14 protein-coding genes are annotated in these 17,319 nt (G+C 55.2%); 9 read left to right on the top strand and 5 right to left on the bottom strand.

The annotated features are described in order from the left end of the window. The 3 genes from CEJ42_RS24675 to CEJ42_RS16355 form a co-directional block, all read right to left on the bottom strand. On the bottom strand, positions 1–435 hold the full coding sequence (locus CEJ42_RS24675) for a hypothetical protein (protein ID WP_129587759.1): 435 nt from the start codon (positions 433–435) through the stop codon (positions 1–3). A 321-nt stretch (positions 436–756) separates the two neighbouring features. Beyond that, the gene (locus CEJ42_RS16360) at positions 757–1,026 is read right to left on the bottom strand and encodes a hypothetical protein (RefSeq protein ID WP_088751818.1); all 270 of its coding nucleotides are present in this window, start codon (positions 1,024–1,026) and stop codon (positions 757–759) included. Positions 1,027–1,742: 716 nt separating this feature from the next. Then, complete coding sequence (locus CEJ42_RS16355) at positions 1,743–2,618, bottom strand: LysR family transcriptional regulator (RefSeq protein WP_088751817.1); 876 nt, start codon at positions 2,616–2,618, stop codon at positions 1,743–1,745. Between the two features lie 122 nt (positions 2,619–2,740). Here CEJ42_RS16355 and CEJ42_RS16350 point away from each other — a divergent pair, with 122 nt between their 5' ends. Next, positions 2,741–3,619 (top strand): SDR family NAD(P)-dependent oxidoreductase, encoded by an 879-nt coding sequence (locus CEJ42_RS16350; protein ID WP_088751816.1) that lies wholly within the window; start codon positions 2,741–2,743, stop codon positions 3,617–3,619. Positions 3,620–3,662: 43 nt separating this feature from the next. After that, positions 3,663–4,736 carry an alkene reductase gene (locus tag CEJ42_RS16345; RefSeq protein ID WP_088751815.1) on the top strand — a complete coding sequence of 358 codons (1,074 nt, stop codon included), beginning with the start codon at positions 3,663–3,665 and terminating at the stop codon, positions 4,734–4,736. A gap of 158 nt (positions 4,737–4,894) precedes the next feature. On the opposite strand, the gene CEJ42_RS16340 is transcribed toward CEJ42_RS16345, so the two are convergent. Next, the gene (locus CEJ42_RS16340; protein WP_088751814.1) at positions 4,895–6,334 is read right to left on the bottom strand and encodes an aminotransferase-like domain-containing protein; all 1,440 of its coding nucleotides are present in this window, start codon (positions 6,332–6,334) and stop codon (positions 4,895–4,897) included. Positions 6,335–6,588: 254 nt separating this feature from the next. Here CEJ42_RS16340 and CEJ42_RS16335 point away from each other — a divergent pair, with 254 nt between their 5' ends. The 7 genes from CEJ42_RS16335 (at position 6,589) to CEJ42_RS25400 (ending at position 15,489) form a co-directional block, all read left to right on the top strand. After that, the gene (locus CEJ42_RS16335) at positions 6,589–7,518 is read left to right on the top strand and encodes an amino acid ABC transporter substrate-binding protein (RefSeq protein WP_088751813.1); all 930 of its coding nucleotides are present in this window, start codon (positions 6,589–6,591) and stop codon (positions 7,516–7,518) included. Positions 7,519–7,635: 117 nt separating this feature from the next. Continuing rightward, on the top strand, positions 7,636–8,682 hold the full coding sequence (locus tag CEJ42_RS16330; RefSeq protein WP_088751812.1) for an Ldh family oxidoreductase: 1,047 nt from the start codon (positions 7,636–7,638) through the stop codon (positions 8,680–8,682). A 17-nt stretch (positions 8,683–8,699) separates the two neighbouring features. Then, positions 8,700–9,908, top strand: a complete 1,209-nt coding sequence (locus CEJ42_RS16325; RefSeq protein WP_088751878.1) for an iron-containing alcohol dehydrogenase — start codon at positions 8,700–8,702, stop codon at positions 9,906–9,908. A 29-nt stretch (positions 9,909–9,937) separates the two neighbouring features. Then, entirely contained in the window at positions 9,938–11,395 is a 1,458-nt protein-coding gene (locus CEJ42_RS16320) for an NAD-dependent succinate-semialdehyde dehydrogenase (protein ID WP_088751811.1), read from the top strand. A gap of 77 nt (positions 11,396–11,472) precedes the next feature. After that, entirely contained in the window at positions 11,473–12,255 is a 783-nt protein-coding gene (locus CEJ42_RS16315; protein WP_088751810.1) for a transporter substrate-binding domain-containing protein, read from the top strand. Positions 12,256–12,297: 42 nt separating this feature from the next. Continuing rightward, positions 12,298–13,500: a pyridoxal phosphate-dependent aminotransferase gene (locus tag CEJ42_RS16310; RefSeq protein WP_088751809.1), complete on the top strand. Its 1,203-nt coding sequence runs from the start codon at positions 12,298–12,300 to the stop codon at positions 13,498–13,500. 96 nt (positions 13,501–13,596) lie between these two features. Further along, complete coding sequence (locus tag CEJ42_RS25400) at positions 13,597–15,489, top strand: methyl-accepting chemotaxis protein (protein ID WP_276329112.1); 1,893 nt, start codon at positions 13,597–13,599, stop codon at positions 15,487–15,489. A gap of 1,052 nt (positions 15,490–16,541) precedes the next feature. On the opposite strand, the gene CEJ42_RS16300 is transcribed toward CEJ42_RS25400, so the two are convergent. Next, positions 16,542–17,306: a glucose 1-dehydrogenase gene (locus tag CEJ42_RS16300; protein WP_088751808.1), complete on the bottom strand. Its 765-nt coding sequence runs from the start codon at positions 17,304–17,306 to the stop codon at positions 16,542–16,544. Positions 17,307–17,319 lie beyond the last annotated feature (13 nt).

The following is a 17,319-nucleotide window of genomic DNA, read 5'->3' as shown; positions in this document are numbered from 1 at the left end:
TCAATAGGAAACTGTAATTTCCTTTTGCTGCTCGTCTTTAGTGACAACAGGCTCTATCGCTCTGTACGACGGACTATCGCACGCGCTCGTAATTTTTCCTTTTTCTCCGCGCACCGCGGAAACGAAAATTTTGCACGTCACCACCACAACTGCGGAGATTGCCATTTTCGCGGTAGTCGCCGCATTAATGGAGTGCAGGCAAAAACTTGCAGTCGTGGCCAATAAGGCAGTGGCAATCCATTTGCGTGGGGGCACGATTACTCCAGGAACATCGAATTTGGATATCGTCAGGGCGCGGACGATCAGGCATTCAGCCTCAAACGCGACTACGTCGTTGGAGTGATTTTGTACTTCGTGGATTTTTAGAACTACCCAGGGCAGCAGCGCGAATGGCATCGCGGCGAAAAAAAACAGGGACAACTTATAAATGTGCACCGTAGTCCCTACCTTTAATTTATATCAACTCGTGAGGCATATTAGGGATAACTAGCTGGTGCAGATATAGGGATAAACCCTAGCGCGCCCCGCCTTGCACCGATTGTGAACGAGGCGAAACGACATCGCACCTCGCTTTTTTCTTCGAAAATTCCGCTCCGCAATGCCAAATCGAGCCGTGCCCTAATTGGCCTTGCGGGCCGCTATTTTTCTGAATTGCGGAGAAAAATATTGACTAACCCGTTGATTTTTATGGGTTTCACCGCAGATTCGTGATCAGTTGGGCTGACGGAATAACACCCGCATTTCGCGGGCGTTTGCTTATCGACCAAGGGTAAGAAGAGCATGCCGAAGAGACTCGGCGTATTGCGGATGTTGGCTATGAAGATGACCAAGCTCATCCTGCAAGGCCGAGCTTAAAAGCTCCCTACAAGTCGACGTGTCGGCAACACGAGCAATATACAAATGATCCACCGCGCGCGAAACAAGCGGCTCCATGCGATCAAGATATTCCGCGCCATATGCCGTTAGGTAAGCGATGTTTTTGATTAAGAGAATGTAATGCTCTACAAGCAGCGTCGCGGCGTCCATGTCAGTCTCCCTCTGTAGCTAACCTCAACTTTAGTTGGCGCTGATCAGATGAGCCATCAGGCGAAACCCTATGAATAGGCCGTGCCATCCAAAACATCACACTTTCCTCAAATCGCACAATCGGCTAAGGAATACTCTGATGGCCAGACGAAGATAACTCGCCTACACTCTCTCCACGTCTCCTGAATCCTGTGGGATTTAGCTTGCCCCCGATAACACTATCGGGGGCTTTTTTTATGGGGACGAAAGAGTTTAAGTGTAGAAGGTTGGAGTAGGTGCTGTGGAAATATTGAATTTGCTTTTCGCGATAGTTGGTGTAGTTGGTGTTCCGGTTGTGCTCTGTTATTTCGTAAATAGACGCTCGACCACAAAACAGCATGTGGAAGCTGAAGCGGAAGAAATGGTCCAGGTTACGCTGAAGCGACGTGGCCGCCAGGCGGACACGGTAATAATTTGCGATGAGATGACGATAACAGCTGAGGAGCCCGGGCGGGCAATGCCATAAAAAACTGCCCTTGACTCTACGCTTCGTTTCGGCAGGAAAGGCCTGCATAAGAGGGTTTTATTTTTTCTGCTTTTCGCCGATAGCCGCCGTTGAATAAAAACAGTCTACATAAAACCGACATACGATTCAGAGCAGCTTTGGGAAGAGAGTCCCTCCTCATCAAAGCTAGAAAAGTCGCGAACCCAGGAATTTTATAAGAGCACTCTGGTATCTATCGATGCTCTAACTTCTCTCGAAGAAACTCGATGAATCTCTGTGTTTTCGCGGGGAGAAGCCTTGTTTCGGTCAGTGCATATACCGGAGTGGGTGGCCCTTTCCACGCCGGAAGAATGTGAACCAGCGCACCACTAGCCAAGTCGTCCAGAACAACTTCCTCCGGCAGAAATACGATGCCGCGGTCTAACGTAGCTAGCCGACGGAACATGCCGACACTATTAACAGAGAACCTGCCCGACACCTGCACGTCCACGGTCTCGTTCTGTCGCAAAAGCCTCCAGCTCTTTCCGCGTGCGAACGTAATGCACTGATGCTGCTCCAGTTCCGAGGGATGTTGTGGATGCCCGGCCTTTTCCAGATATCCCGGAGATGCATAAAGCTGCCCAGGCAATGCAGCCAGCAACCTCGCTATGTGATTTTGATTTGTAGGTTCGCCCATCCGGATTGCAACATCGTATGGTTCGCTAACCAGGTCAACCTGCCGAGGAGTCAGGTCGAATTCAAAGTCGATACCTGGATAGAGTTCTGCGAACTCAGACATCAACGGCGCCAAATAGACGACCGCAAAATCCACTGGTAGCGATGCGCGCAACACCCCCGTCGGTTGCGCCACCATGTCGCCTAGCTGCTCATGCGCCAGCCGGGCCTCATCGACAATTCTTCGGCAGCGCTCGTAATAGAGCTGGCCCGCCTCGGTCAACTCGATACGCCTAGTCGTCCTGTGGAGCAATCTCAGGCCAATCTCCTTCTCCAGAAGGCTGATTCTGCGCGACAGCGTGGAATTGGGGACGCCTGTCACCTCCGCAGCGCCTCTGAAGCTCATCGCTTTCACCACTTCCACAAACAGCGCCATGTCGTTTAACAGCTCCATCTTATTGCTCCATTTATGAATCAATTATTTCCATTTTCCTATATTTATCTACACAGAGAAATAATGGAAGATGCTATTCAACGGGGCCGCTATTGGTCCGACAGCGTCATAAAGACAGGACTATGAAGAAGAACTCGAGTATTTCACTAAGCCACGTCGCCTCGGCAACGCTGTCGCTGAAAGGGAAGAAAGTGGCGATTGTCGGCGGCACTGGCGGCATCGGGCAGGCGTTGAGCCGATACATGGCAAGCCGTGGTGCAGACGTAATGGTGGTTGGTCAAACCTTCCGCGATGCCGATACCCCGGGGATTACATTCCTGAGGGCAGACCTGGCATCGATGAAAGAGGCCGCTCGTGTCGCGAAGCTTCTCCCCTCCGAGGAGCTGGACATGCTGGTGTTCACGACTGGCATCTTCGCCGCACCACAGCGACAAGTCACCGCTGAAGGCATTGAAAAGGATATGGCTGTGAGCTACCTGAGCCGCTTGGCGATTCTTCGTCAGGTCGGTCCCATTCTTGGGCGTGCACGCGGTGCCACATCCTCCAAGACCCGGGTATTCGTCATGGGCTATCCAGGAACAGGCCAGATTGGCCGGCTGGGCGACTTGAATGCGGAGCAGAACTACAGCGCGATGGCCGTGCACATGAACACGGTCGCGGGCAATGAAATTCTGGTTCTCGATTCGGCTAAGCGCTATCTCAATGCGCGCTTCTTCGGCCTGAACCCAGGCCTTATCAAGACAAACATTCGCGACAACTTCTTCGGTAGAGGTTCGCTGAAGTCAAAAATCATGGAGAGTTTGATTGGGCTCCTGACCCAATCGCCAGCGCAGTATGCCGAGCGCATTTCTTCCATCCTGTTTGCACCGGACCTCGAAAAATTCAACAGCATCTTCTTCGACAAGAAGGGCAACCCAATCCACGTCTCCGATGGAATGACTTCATCCCACGTGAACAGATTTATTGAAGAGTCAGAGGCATTGCTGCAGATGGCGGCCTGAACCAACACTTGCAGACGTTATTGAGTCAATTTTGGAGAACTCAATGAGCAAAATCTTCCAGCAGTACGAGATGGGCCCGTACACGTTGAAGAACCGTTTCGTCATGGCGCCGATGACACGAAGCCGCGCGCAGTATGACGGCACCCCCGGCGAACTTGCCGCTACCTATTATGGCCAGCGCGCTGGGGTCGGTTTGGTTGTGACTGAAGGTACGCAGCCATCCGATGATGGCCAGGGATACATGGCTACGCCCGGCATCTACACGGAACAGCATGTCGCGGGTTGGAAGAAGGTCGCTGAAGCCGTCCATGCGCAAGGCAGCAAGCTCTTCATTCAGCTCATGCACGTCGGTCGCCTGTCTCATCCGGACAATACCCCGCATCATCGCCAAAGTGTCGCTCCGTCGGCTATTGGCTCGTATGCCGACATGTTTACCCCCACCGGTATGCAGAAGGCGCCTGTTCCGCGTGCAATGACACGAGAGGATATCGTGCAGACCATTGCCGATTTCCGACGCGCTGCTCGTTGTGCGGTCGACGCCGGCGCCGATGGTGTCGAAATCCACGGTGCCAATGCGTATTTGGTCCAACAGTTCTTTGCTCAGAGCTCCAATCAGCGTAACGATGAATACGGCGGTACTATCGAGAATCGCGCGCGCTTCGCTGTTGACGTTGCAGCGGCTATTGCCGATGAGATTGGCCCGCAACGCACTGCTATCCGACTTTCCCCTGGAACCACCCTGTGGGGTATCAATGAAGGCGAAGAGGGGCCCGCACTGTACCGCCATCTGATCACCGAGCTCAACAAACTTAAGCTGTCCTATGTCCACATCATGCACCAGGGCGATGAGGCGCTGCTGGCGGATATCCGGGCAATCTGGAAGCAGACCTTGATTCTCAATCGTCCTGGGAAACCGCGCGAACAAATTGGGACCGACATCAAGGCTGGAACTGCCGACTTGGAGGCGTACGGCCAGATGGTTCTGGCAAATCCAGACTTCATCGAGCGCATCGTCAAGAATGCTTCGATGAACCCGGCTGACCGCAATACGATGTTTGGCGGCGGCGCTGTGGGATACACTGACTACCTGACGTTGGCGGAAGTAGCTGCTTCGTAGAAAGTAAAGATATTCCGCTGAAAAGTCCTGTCGTCCGCAGTTGGTTGACAGGGCTTATTGGTGGCAGCCGCTTTTGGCCGATAGCGGACGCGACCATTTGGTTTCTAATATTGCTTATTGCAAGCGCTGGGGCTATAGGAGAGCAGCTGTATGCTGCTCTAACCTCGGCGTAACTCTTTTTGGGTTGCAGATACCGCCTTCGAGAGCATGTCTAGCGCTGAGTCGGTGCACAGCGGAAGAGAAAATCTAAGATAGGGACTGAGCTCAAGATTCGGGCGGAATGCGCAGCCTGGTGCTAGCAGCATCCCCATTCTTGACGCCTGGTTCGTCAGAGCCATGGCGTCCGGAATGTCTACCTGTTTCATCCATACGAATGTGCCGCCGATATACGGTTGATCAATTCGGAAGCCATCTTGCTCAAGGCGCGCTATTGCCGTGGAGGCTCTTTCCTGCAGGCGGCGATCAAGCCGCCTGACGTGTCGTGCATAGTGGCCATCGGCTAACAGGGAATGAACAATGGCCTCATTAGGTTCACAACTCGCGTAGCAACTGATTAATTTCAGCGTCACCAGCTCCTCAAGGAAGTCAGTCCGCTTGGTGGCCAAATAGCCGACGCGGAGGCTGGGAGTCAGGGTTTTTGAAAAACTTCCCAAATAGATCACGCGATTCAACTGGTCGAGCATGGCCAATCTCGGCGAGTTCTCTGGCGCCAGATCTGCCGAGACATCATCTTCTACGATGGTTACGCCATGCTTCTCGGCTGCGCGCAACAGGTCGTGCGCAACCGACAAGGAGAGCATGGAGCCGGTGGGGTTCTGTAGCGCACTCTGCGTAAAAAAGATGCTCGGTTTCAGTTCTGTGCAAATCTTCTCGAACGCGGCAACGTCCGGTCCATCCAAATTCCTGGGAACGCCAACAATATGCGCTCCTCGTACCTTGAGCGCCCATACAGTCTGGAAGTAGCCAGGATCATCTATGAGCACGGTTTGACCAGGCTTGACCAAGAGCCGGATCAGCAAGTCAATCGCTTGCGTCGCGCCATTGGTCAGCAGCAAATTGCTCGTAGTAGCCTTGATACCACGCTGCGAAAGCTGTCTTGCCAGCATTTCCCGGAGAGGGGCATAACCTTGCGTCGTGCCCAAGGCGCCGAACCTCGGAAGGAGCCCACGCGAGATTTTGCGAACCGCAGACTCCAGCTCGATATAGTCGACCCAATCGGAACCGACCGGTCCACCTCCGAGGCGGACCGACGATGTCGGCGCGTCAGACATCAATTCTTGTCCCAGCTTCTTTGGATCAAGCGACTCCCTCAATTTTGCGACTTCGGACACCGAGGATTTAGTCGAATTCTCTGCGACAAAGAAACCTGATCCGCGCCGCGATAGCACGACGCCACGTGCGACCAGGTGTGAATAGGCCTCGACCACAGTATGCGTACTGGTGCTGTGCGCCTCGGCCAGCACCCGAACCGACGGGAGCTTGGTGCCTCCTCGCAGGACACCGCGGTCGATCAATTGCTCGATCTCGGAAGAGAGCTGCTGGGAAAGCGGAATGCTGGAATTTCTCGTGAGAGAGACTGCAATATCTGTAGTAGTCATCCATTGATACAGTTCTAAACAGTTATGTGCAACTGTATCATACAAACGCAAGTGCGCTGGCTATCATGTGCCTGCGCCTGATGTTGTGGCGCCATCTGCATAAAAACTCCAGGGTTCTCTCAACCAAGGCTGGCGCTTCTGCTTTGCTCGTTCTGAAGCTGTGAGAAATCTCAATGGGGTAAGGCGGGGACACCTTGTGCTGGACAAATAAGAGCGGTACCACCTTTCAACTCGGGAATGGATAAGGCACTCTGATGAAACAACTCAAACGCGGAAAACTTGCACTGGCAACGCTTCTCCTCGGCGTACTTGTTGGCAGCGCTCATGGACAGGATCTGACGGGACGGCTGAAGAAGATCAAGGAAACCGGCGTAATCACTTTAGGAGTGCGCGATTCCTCGATTCCTTTCTCCTATCTGACTGAAAACCAGACCTATATCGGTTATGCGGTCGACCTGTGTCTGAAGGCCGCCACTGCGGTGCAGCGAGAACTTGGACTGTCCAAGCTGGATATCAAGATGCTGCCGGTCACCGCAGTTACCCGTATTCCGCTGATCGCCAACGGCACCATCGACCTGAATTGCGATTCCGCGACCAACAACGAGGAGCGACAAAAGACCGTCACTTTCGCTCCGACCATTTTCGTCACGTCAAGCCGGATCATGGCAAAGAAATCATCGAGCTATCGCAAGCTCGACGATTTGAAGGGCAAGGTTGTGGTGGCGTCCTCCGGAACCTCGAACATCAAGCAACTGGCGACGCTCAATGGCGAGCGAAAGCTTGGGATCACGATTCTCACTGCGCGCGACCACGCTGAAGCATTCTTGATGTTTGAGACAGATCGGGCGCAAGCCATCATCAACGACGACATTATCCTGGCATCTCTCGCCGCGACATCGAAGAGCCCGGGAGATTATGTTCTGAGCTCGGAGGCACTCTCTGTCGAGCCGCTCGGGATTATCGAGCCGCTCAATGATCCCGCATTCAAAAAGGTCGTCGACGCAGCGATTTCCGACGTGTATCGCTCCGGGGAAATCAATCGCATTTATGCGAAATGGTTCCAGGCCCCAATTCCACCCAAGGGCGTGAATCTCAATATTCCGATGAGCGCTGAATTCAAAGCCGTTGTGGCCAAGCCGACTGATTCACCCATTGCTGCCGAATACGCTCTGACCGGAAAGTAGGCAAACCATATCGCTTCGTGCATACGCATGGAGCGAAGTAATGCGGGCGGGCTCACCAAGGCGAGAGCTTGCCCGCAAAAGAAGAGCAATACAGGTTAGAAAGAACAGGCTGGAAGTATGAGTGAAAAGATCAGAATCGAGAGCGAGCAGGCCTTGCAGGTGGGAGTTGCGGCCCTGACGAAGGCAGGAGTACCTGATGTCGGCGCAAGGATGCAAATGGATCTCTTGCTGGAAGCTGAGCTTCGCGGTCGTGCATCACACGGCCTGTTGAGGCTGCCGCGTGTGATCGAGCGAATCCGGAATGGCGTAGCAAATCCTGTGACAGAAGGAACATCGCGCTGGCGTGGGGATGCGTTGTTGCAGGTCGATGGGCAGCAAGGGCTGGGCCCGGTTGTCGCCTGGGCCGCGCTGGAAAAGATTTCAGTTCGCGCAAAAACCACCGGCCTGGCTGCGGCAGCTATCAGCAACAACAATCATCTGGGAATGCTGGCGCTCTACGCGGAACGTGTCGCCCGCGAAGGGCAGGTGCTGATTGCACTTACAACCAGTGAGGCGCTGGTGCATCCCTGGGGCGGCCGTGAGGCCATGATCGGTACCAATCCAGTGGCCGTTGGCGTTCCTGCTACTCCTGATCCCTTCGTTCTCGACATGGCAACTAGCCTCATATCGATGGGCCAGGTACATGACTATGCCAACAGAGGGCAGGCTCTTCAGCCTGGCTGGGCCCTTGATGCCAAGGGCGATCCGACCATTGATGCCGCTGCCGCCAAGGACGGGGCAATCGCTCCGTTCGGTGGCGCCAAAGGCTATGCGCTGGGGCTTGCCTTCGAAATATTGGTCGGGGCACTCACTGCATCTGCTTTGGGGCGCGATGTCACAGGCACTCTTGACTCAACGAAGCTGTGCAACAAGGGCGACGTATTCATCGTCATCGAGCCGGAGTCGGATGCAATGACGCAATCGGTTACGGACTACCTGAATATGCTTCGCTCATCTGTACCGGCGGTTGCAGAACGGCCGGTGGTGGTGCCAGGAGATCGTGCGTTGCTCCAGCGGGATGCGAGCCTCAAAGGCGGGGTTCTCATTGCTCCGGAGGTCTGGCAGCGGATACGAGATCTGGCTGATCCCGCAGGAAATGAGCTCGGCTCTTCGCTTCTACATTGATTAACAGGGTGACACAGATGGATGAAATCTTCGGAGTAATGCGGTCGCCCAATGCGATCGTCTTCGGGAACGGCCAGCGCCACGCGCTTGGGCAGATTATTGGGCGTATCGGGACGCGTGTTCTTGTCTGCACCGATCAACGTTTCGCGGCATCCACTGCGATGGATGAAATTCTCGCGGATCTGAAGTCGAAGGGCCTGGATTGCCTGGTATTTGATGGGACGCAAGCGGAATTGCCGCTTTCAAGTATCGAAGAGTGCGTCAAGTTCTGTGAGGGCTTCAATCCCGACGTGATTGCTGGTATCGGTGGGGGAAGCTGCTTGGACATGGCCAAGTTGGTCAGCTTGCTGCTCACCCATGGTGGGCCGATGGATCGTTTTTACGGCGAGTTCAAGGTCCCCGGTCCAGTGATTCCCGTGGTCGCCGTCCCCACCACCTCGGGTACAGGCTCCGAAGTCACTCCCGTGGCGGTTTTGGCCGATCACGCACGCGACCTGAAAGTTGGGGTGTCCAGTCCCTATCTGATCCCGCATACCGCCGTTTGCGATGCGGAACTCACTTTGACCTGCCCGCCAGGCTTGACGGCGTTGTCAGGCGCAGATGCATTGACACACGCTGTCGAAGCCTTGACCGCAATCAGTCACCCGCGCACGCCAGAGCTGTCCCAGCAACGTGTGTTCGTCGGCAAGAACCTGTTCAGCGACCAGCATGCGCTCGCGGCAATTCGGGCGATCTTCAAGTATCTCCCGCGCGCAATCGAGGATGGCTCGGACGCCAATGCACGCAGCATGCTGATGTACGGGGCTGTATCGGCAGGGATGGCCTTCGGCGTGGCGGGAACGGCGGCGGCACATGCGATTCAGTATCCGGTGGGAGCGCTCACGCACACAGCACACGGCCTGGGTGTCGCCACGCTTCTTCCCTACGTCATGGCGTACAACGCGCCGGCATGCCTTCATGAACTGATGGCGATGGGGGACGCAATCGGCGTCACGCATGGCACTTCAGAGCAGATCGTTCTGGAAACGATCGAGCGCACCCGTGATCTGTGCGCCCGCATCGGAATCCCGCGCACCTTGGCGGGCTTGAAGCTGCCCGAGGATAAGTTGGATTGGGTTGCCGAGCAATCAATGCTCTCAGCGCGACTTATCAACAACAACCCCCGCAAGCTTGATGTTGAGGGTGTGCGTGAAATTGTTCAGAACGCCTTCTACGGCACTCATTAATTCATACCAGCGGCATTTCAGAGGAAATCATGGCATCAACTGAGCTCAACATTGCAGCAATCCCTACCGATCTTTTCATCGGCGGCGCCTGGCGTGCATCGGCAACCGGAAAGAGGATTGACGTCATCGATCCTGCGACCGAGAGCCGTTTGGCCAGCGTGGCCGACGCCAGTGTCGAAGACGCAATTCAGGCAGTAGACGCGGCAGATCAAGCTGCCAAAGCATGGGCGAAGACAGCTCCGCGTGTCCGTAGCGATATCTTGCGCCGCTGCTACGACTTGATGATTCGCGATGCCGAAAAGCTGGCAAAGCTCATTTCGCTGGAAAACGGAAAATCGTTAACCGATGCAAAGGGGGAAATCACCTACGCCGCAGAGTTCTTCCGCTGGTATGCGGAAGAGGCGGTTCGCATCAATGGCGAGATCAGCATTGCCCCCTCGGGTATGGCGCGTACGCTTGTGCAGTATCAGCCGGTTGGAATCTCGCTGCTCATTACGCCCTGGAATTTCCCGGCAGCCATGGCAACGCGAAAGATCGGCCCGGCGCTTGCCGCCGGGTGCACCTGCATCCTGAAGCCGGCGACCGAAACCCCGTTGACTGCCTATGCGATCGCCGCACTCCTGGCTGAGGCGGGTGTTCCGGCAGGAGTCGTGAATGTGCTGACTACATCAACTGCCGGCAAGGTCTCCAACGCTATCCTGGAAGATCCGCGTGTACGCAAATTGTCGTTTACCGGCTCCACTGAAGTCGGGCGAATCTTGCTGCGCAAGGCAGCGGATTCCGTCATTAACTGCTCGATGGAGCTGGGCGGCAATGCTCCGTTTGTCGTGTTCGATGACGCTGACATGGATGCGGCCATTGAGGGCGCAATGATCGCCAAGATGCGTAACGGTGGCGAGGCCTGCACGGCGGCAAATCGTTTCTACGTCCAGCGTGGAGTCGCTGCAGAGTTCAGCCGTCGGCTTGCTGAGCGAATCGCGGCCTTGGTGGTTGATGACGGTATCAAGCCCGGCACACAGTGCGGTCCGTTGGTCAATAAAGCCGCTGTCGAAAAAGTAGCTTCTTTGGTGGATGACGCCGTGGCAAAAGGGGCAAAGGTACTGACAGGCGGAAATGCGCCTGGCCGCGTAGGTTATTTCTTCCAGCCTACGGTACTGACGGACGTGTCGCCTGATGCCGATCTTCTGGGCGAAGAAATCTTCGGCCCTGTGGCTCCTATCGTCGTGTTCGACACCGAAGAACAAGCTATTGAGCTCGCCAACGCCACCGAATACGGTCTGGTCGCTTACATCTACACGAGCGATCTTGCTCGCGGGTTGCGCGTATCAGAAATGGTGGAGAGCGGGATGATTGCCTTGAATCGAGGTCTCGTTTCAGATCCGGCGGCCCCATTTGGCGGCGTCAAGCAAAGCGGCCTGGGACGAGAGGGAGCGCACCACGGACTCCTGGAGTTTACCGAGGCCAAATATATTTCGACCAATTGGTAAAGCTGACCAAGCTCGAACATGTTTAGAAATGAGGGCTCCTTGCCCCGCTTGATTTATCGCCCATATCGCACACTGCCATGACCTATCCTCAATTTACCCAACCACCATCTACCTCTGTTGAGGGGCAAGCGACCAGGAGTCAGCTTGCGCCCAGTGGCGTGATCAAATTCGGAGTCGTGTTTGCGCCGGAGATGTCGAATTTCTTCGTCGTCAAGGACGGTGACGGCCAGCCCCGCGGCGTAACCGCAGAGTTGGGGAAAGCGCTTGCAACGCAACTGGGTGTTTCAATCGATTTCTACGTCGCCCCCAATTCCGGACAACTGACCGACGCACTTGAAAGTGGGGTCATTGATGTCGCTTTCATGCCGGTTGACGAAGAACGTCGCCGACGGGTCGATTTCGGACCGAGCTATTTCGTCCTTCAGGCGACAGGCCTGGTGCGAGGGGATTCCGGCATCAACGCTATTGCTGATCTCGACAAGCCAAGTGCCAAGGTGGCAGGTATCGCGAACACCACCACCATTCGTGGCACCGCACGCGCTTTGCCTTCTGCAACGATCGTCTCGTCCGAAACAGTCGGTGAAGCCATGGAGATGCTGCGCGGCGGTCGGGTCGATGCGGTTTCTTTGTCGCGCGATGTGTTGGCTTTATACCAGGCAGGGATTCCTGGTTCGCGCATTCTGGATGGCCATCTTCACAGCGCGGGGATTGCGATCGCCGTGCCCAAGAAGCGGCCGCTGGCGCTGTCTTATGTTTCTGAATTCCTTGAAAACGCCAAGGCGTCCGGGCTCGTCCGAAAACTGTTTGATGACGCCGGCCTGGTCAACGACAAGGTCGCACCGGCTGAAAGCGCCAGCTGAAATCAATGCAATAACCCTATCGCACACGAAACAGGTCAAATCATGCCAATACTTGCAAAACGCGCCACCGAAATCAAACCGTCGCCGACCATGGCAATGAGCGCACTTGCCGCTGAAATGAAGCGCGCGGGCCGCGATGTCATTCCCCTGAGCCTGGGTGAGCCGGACTTCCACACGCCGCAACACATCAAGGATGCGGGTATTGAGGCGATTCGCAGCGATTTCACGAAATACACTGCGGCGGACGGGTTCGCGCCCCTGAAAAAAGCAATCATCGCCAAACTCGCGCGCGAAAATGGCTCTGCCTACACCGCTGACCAGATTGTGGTCGGCAGCGGCGCCAAGGTGATCATCTATGCAGCGATGCTTAGCGTCGTCAATCCCGGAGATGAAGTCGTTATCCCGGCGCCGTACTGGGTCACTTACCCGGATCACGTAGAACTGGCCGGCGGAAAACCGGTGTTCGTGGTGGGTGAAGAATCGACCGGGTTCAAGATCACGCCGCAATCACTGTCCAGCGTTCTCAATGCGAAGACGCGTGCAATTATCTTCAATTCGCCTAGCAATCCATCGGGCGCCATTTATACCGAAGATGAGATTCGTGCGCTGGCAGAGGTTCTGAAGAAATATCCCGATGTCTGGATCGTGACTGACGAACTGTATGAACATCTTGCCTACGATGGAGAGAAAACGGCAACGTTCGCGCAAATCATCCCGGAATTCTCTGACCGCATTATCACGATCAACGGCTTCTCCAAAGGCTACGTCATGACGGGCTGGCGTTTGGGATTCGCTGCCGGTCCCAAGAAGGTGATGAAGGCCATCGGTGATCTGCTCAGCCAATTAACCGGCAGCCCGAGCAGCATTGCTCAAGCTGCGGCTATCGCTGCTCTCGACGGTGACCAGTCCTTCCTGTCCGCAAATCGCGAAGTGTTCGAGGCACGCCGGAATTTCGTAGTGGAGCGCCTGAACAAGGTGCCGGGACTTTCGGCCCTCAAGCCGGCCGGGACCTTCTACGTCTACATCAACTGTCGTGACTGGATCGGCCGTACCAGCGGGGCGGGAAAGAAGCTGAGCACGGACGTCGCCATTGCCGAGGCCCTTCTTGATGAAAGTGAGATGGCAGCAGTGCCAGGCGAAGTATTCGGTCTGAGCCCCTTCTTCCGCATCTCCATTTCCCTCGAAATGGCGCTTCTTGAAAAGGCAATGGACAGGTTCGATGCGTTTGCCAAGGCTATGCGCTGATCCTATCTATCTCAAGGTCCGCACATATGAGGTGCGGACCTTTTGGGTGATTGCTTGAATATCGAAAATCAGACTGATATCTGATCGGTCCCTCACATGCGGTTCGGTAGCGGCGCCGCATTGGCTGGCGATGCCCAACTGCACATGGCGCCATTCGGCCAAAATCAATCCATAGATGAGGAAGTGATGTTGCTGTCTACACTGCGTGCGCGCTTAATTGCGGTATGCGTAGCTACCGTGCTGACCGGGATGTTGAGCGTCGTTGGCGCGAACTACGTCACAACGCGATCACAGTTGCTTGAACGTCTGGAGGTGCAGACGCGCCAGTTGGCCGATAGCCACGCGGCGACCATCGCGGCCTGGATTCAATCCAAAAAGTTGGTGGTGTCTTCCATCGTGCAGTCCGCTGGAGAGGAAGATGCCGGTCCGGCACTCAGGGCAGCTCGACAGGCCGGCGGATTCGATGACGCTTACATCGGCTATCAGGACAAGCGTGCTTCGTTTTCTCAGTCGCGGACCAGGGCTCCGGACTATGACCCAACAAAAAGGCCTTGGTTTATAAAGGCATCGGAGGCGTCAACCCCAGTTGTCACTTCCCCTTACGTGAGTGCCAGCATCGGAAAATTGTTGGTGACATTTGCTGAGGCAGTGCGCTCAGAGAACAAAGTCATCGCCGTCGCCTCGGCCGACGTGCTCCTTGACACAGTCGTTCAGATCGTCGTCGGCATCAAAGCTACTCCGAATAGTTTTGCATTCTTGGTTGATAGTGCCGGCAAGATCATTGCCCATCCTGATTCTGCACTTGCACTAAAGCCGGTATCGGACATTGATCCAGGATTGAGTTCCGGATTTTTGTCTGACTTAGAACGTTCTCAACGCAGCAAATATGTGGAGCTGGACGGGAAGGCCGTGATGCTTCAGGCAGTTAGCGTACCCGGTACTGACTGGAAATTGCTGATTGCCCTTGATCGTGCTGATGCGATGCAGCCATTGAAAGAGATGTTGATTTCTTCTGTGTTGATCGCTGCACTGATTGCCTGCGCGGCCTCGGCTTTGCTGGGCGTATTGATCGCGAAGGCTTTGGTGCGTCTGGGGCTGGTGCGCGATGCGCTGAATGACATTGCCAGCGGCGAAGGTAATTTGACGCAGAGAATCGACGCAAGCGGGATCGATGAGCTTGCGCAAATTGCTCATGCCTTCAATCAGTTTGTTCAAAAGATATCGAATCTTTTGCGGGAAATAAGAGCGTCGAGTGAAATCATTAAGATCGCGTCCAGTGAAATCGCACATGGCAATGCAGATCTATCGGCAAGAACAGAATCCCAGGCTGGTGCTCTGGAGCAGACGGCGTCCGCGATGGAGGAGCTTACCTCTGGCGTGCAACAGAATTCCGATAACGCCCATCAGGCGAACACGTTGGCCGCAGGGGCTTCCAGAGTTGCCGCTCAGGGAGGCGACATGGTAAGCCGCATGGTCGATACCATGATTGGCATAGACGCCTCATCCAAAAGAGTCGTCGATATCATTGCGGTGATTGACGGCATTGCATTTCAGACCAATATCCTTGCACTCAATGCGGCGGTTGAGGCGGCCCGTGCCGGCGAGCAGGGACGGGGATTCGCGGTAGTAGCGAGCGAAGTGCGAGTCTTGGCGCAGCGGTCTGCACTCGCGGCAAAAGAGATTGCAGGCTTGATCGGGGACGCTACGCGGCAGGTTTCGGAAGGCAGCTTGCTCGCGACGCAAGCGGGAACAACGATCCACGAGGTCGTTGCCGGCGTTCAAAGAGTCAGTTCAGTGATGGCTGAAATCAGTGCGGCAAGCGCGGAGCAGGATCGCGGTGTTGGTGAAATCAATGCCGCAATCTTGCAGATGGACGAGGTGACCCAAAGGAATGCCGCTCTGGTGGAAGAAGTGGCCGCCGCAGCACATTCCCTTCAAGGGCAAGCACTCAAGCTATCTGAGCTTGTCAACGTCTTCACACTGGATTGATGTCTGAGCGCTGCTTTCTACGGCTGTCCGCGTTCGGCCCGAGGCGGTAACAACAAGACAGGCGAGTGGCGACCAGTTAAGTCATAGAAGTTGTCCTCTGGTAGTGTTTTGGCGAGGCTGTGGAGCCTCGCCATTTTTTTTAATGAGAAGAACTACTCTTCGAAAGTTTCGCGAGCCTATCCGATCCGGAGCGATCGAGCCTTCCTACCCCTCGAGGCAATCATCCAGTGCCCTAGATAAATTCGCGCCTCGACTTTCAGCCTGGCTCAGCGCTGAGGCAGTCAAATCGCGCAAGCAGAGACGAACCCTGAAACAGATGTTCATGGACTTAGGGGAGCTGAGGTATGAAGGGGCTTATGACCGCGTGGCAGCCTTCGGGAGGCAATGGAAGGAGGGTCAAATGGAGAGGGGCAATTCTACGAGCAAATCAACAACAGAACCACAGGTGGGCCATCTAGCGTGCAAAGTACAGAGGAGTTGACGTCGACTAGCGGAGCCAATTAGTTCTGATTCGTAAAAATCTTATTCGTGAACCCACGGAAAAATAGCTGTTTTTGGTTGGCAATCAAATATGCGTTGAGCTCAGCACGACGAATAAAGTCGCCTTTCCATCGCAGTGCCTGCGCAGCAAGGGCAACTAGCTCACCATCAGCGTTGTTCCAGCCTTGTTGCCTATCCCAGGATAGTTCCAAAGCTTTTATGACATCTGGACAAGGGACTTCAAGGTTTCCACGTCTCCGTCGAAGCTATAGTCGTACTCCCATTCTCGGCCTCTCAATAGGGGCAGCGCCTAGCGTGGCGCGGCCTTAGACTTTATGTAAATTTGATCTCTGTCCAATGCTAGTACACAACGGAGACGAACAGAGAAAGGCGTTCGCATGGGGCCGGTCTGGCTGAGGGTGCTGTTTGTGCTAAACGCGTTGGCCACCGCCGCAATTATATGGATGTTCCGGCGCAATGCAGGGGGTGAAAATTCCGTGACACAGCGAAAAAGAGCCACTATTTCTCAATAATGGCTCGACACTCCGTCAAGAAAGTAATTCAGCTTCGCATCAACGCATGATAAAGCCGCCATCAACCGAAATGGATTGGCCGGTGATGTAGCTCGACGCATCGTTGCACAGCCAGAGAACAGAATTGGCAATCTCTTCTGCGCGCCCATGACGTCCCATCGGAATCATCTTGGTCATGCCGGCCAGCGCGTCGCCCTGGCCCGAGGCCACCATCTGGTCTGCCATGGGCGTCCAGATCAAGCCGGGGCAGACGGCATTGACGCGGATATTGCGTGCTGCGTATTCCAGTGCCGCACTCTTGGTCAGGCCGATGACACCGTGCTTGGCAGAGTGGTAGGTGCCGCGTTCTGCTCCACCTACCAGGCCACCCAGTGAAGAGCAATTGACGATGGTGCCACTGCCTTGCTTGCGCATGTGTCGCAGCTCGAACTTCATGCTGGCCCATACACCACGCAGGTTGATGGAAGTGACACGGTCGAAGTCTTCTTCGGTTGCGTCGGCGGTCTCGGCGAGGATATTCTGCACGCCGGCATTGTTGAAGGCGGCGTCCAGGCGGCCGAAGGTGGAAACGGTCATCTCTACCATCGCCTCGACCTGTTCGCTGTCAGCCACATTGCACTCAATGCCGATGGCCTTGTAGCCCGCTTTTTCCAATTCTGCTGCGGCGGCACGCGCTGCGGCACCGTTGATATCGGCGATGGCGACGGCAGCGCCGGCCTTGGCGAAAGCTTGCGCTGTTGCAAGGCCGATGCCCGATGCGGCGCCGGTGACGAGTGCTACTTGATTTTCAAACGAGATTTTCATGATGCTGGTTCCT

The organism is Herbaspirillum robiniae (assembly GCF_002213415.1).
GTDB classification, from domain to species: Bacteria; Pseudomonadota; Gammaproteobacteria; order Burkholderiales; family Burkholderiaceae_D; genus Herbaspirillum; species Herbaspirillum robiniae.
The sequence above is the reverse complement of the archived record's forward strand: the minus strand, read 5'-3'. Positions and strand labels throughout refer to the sequence as shown.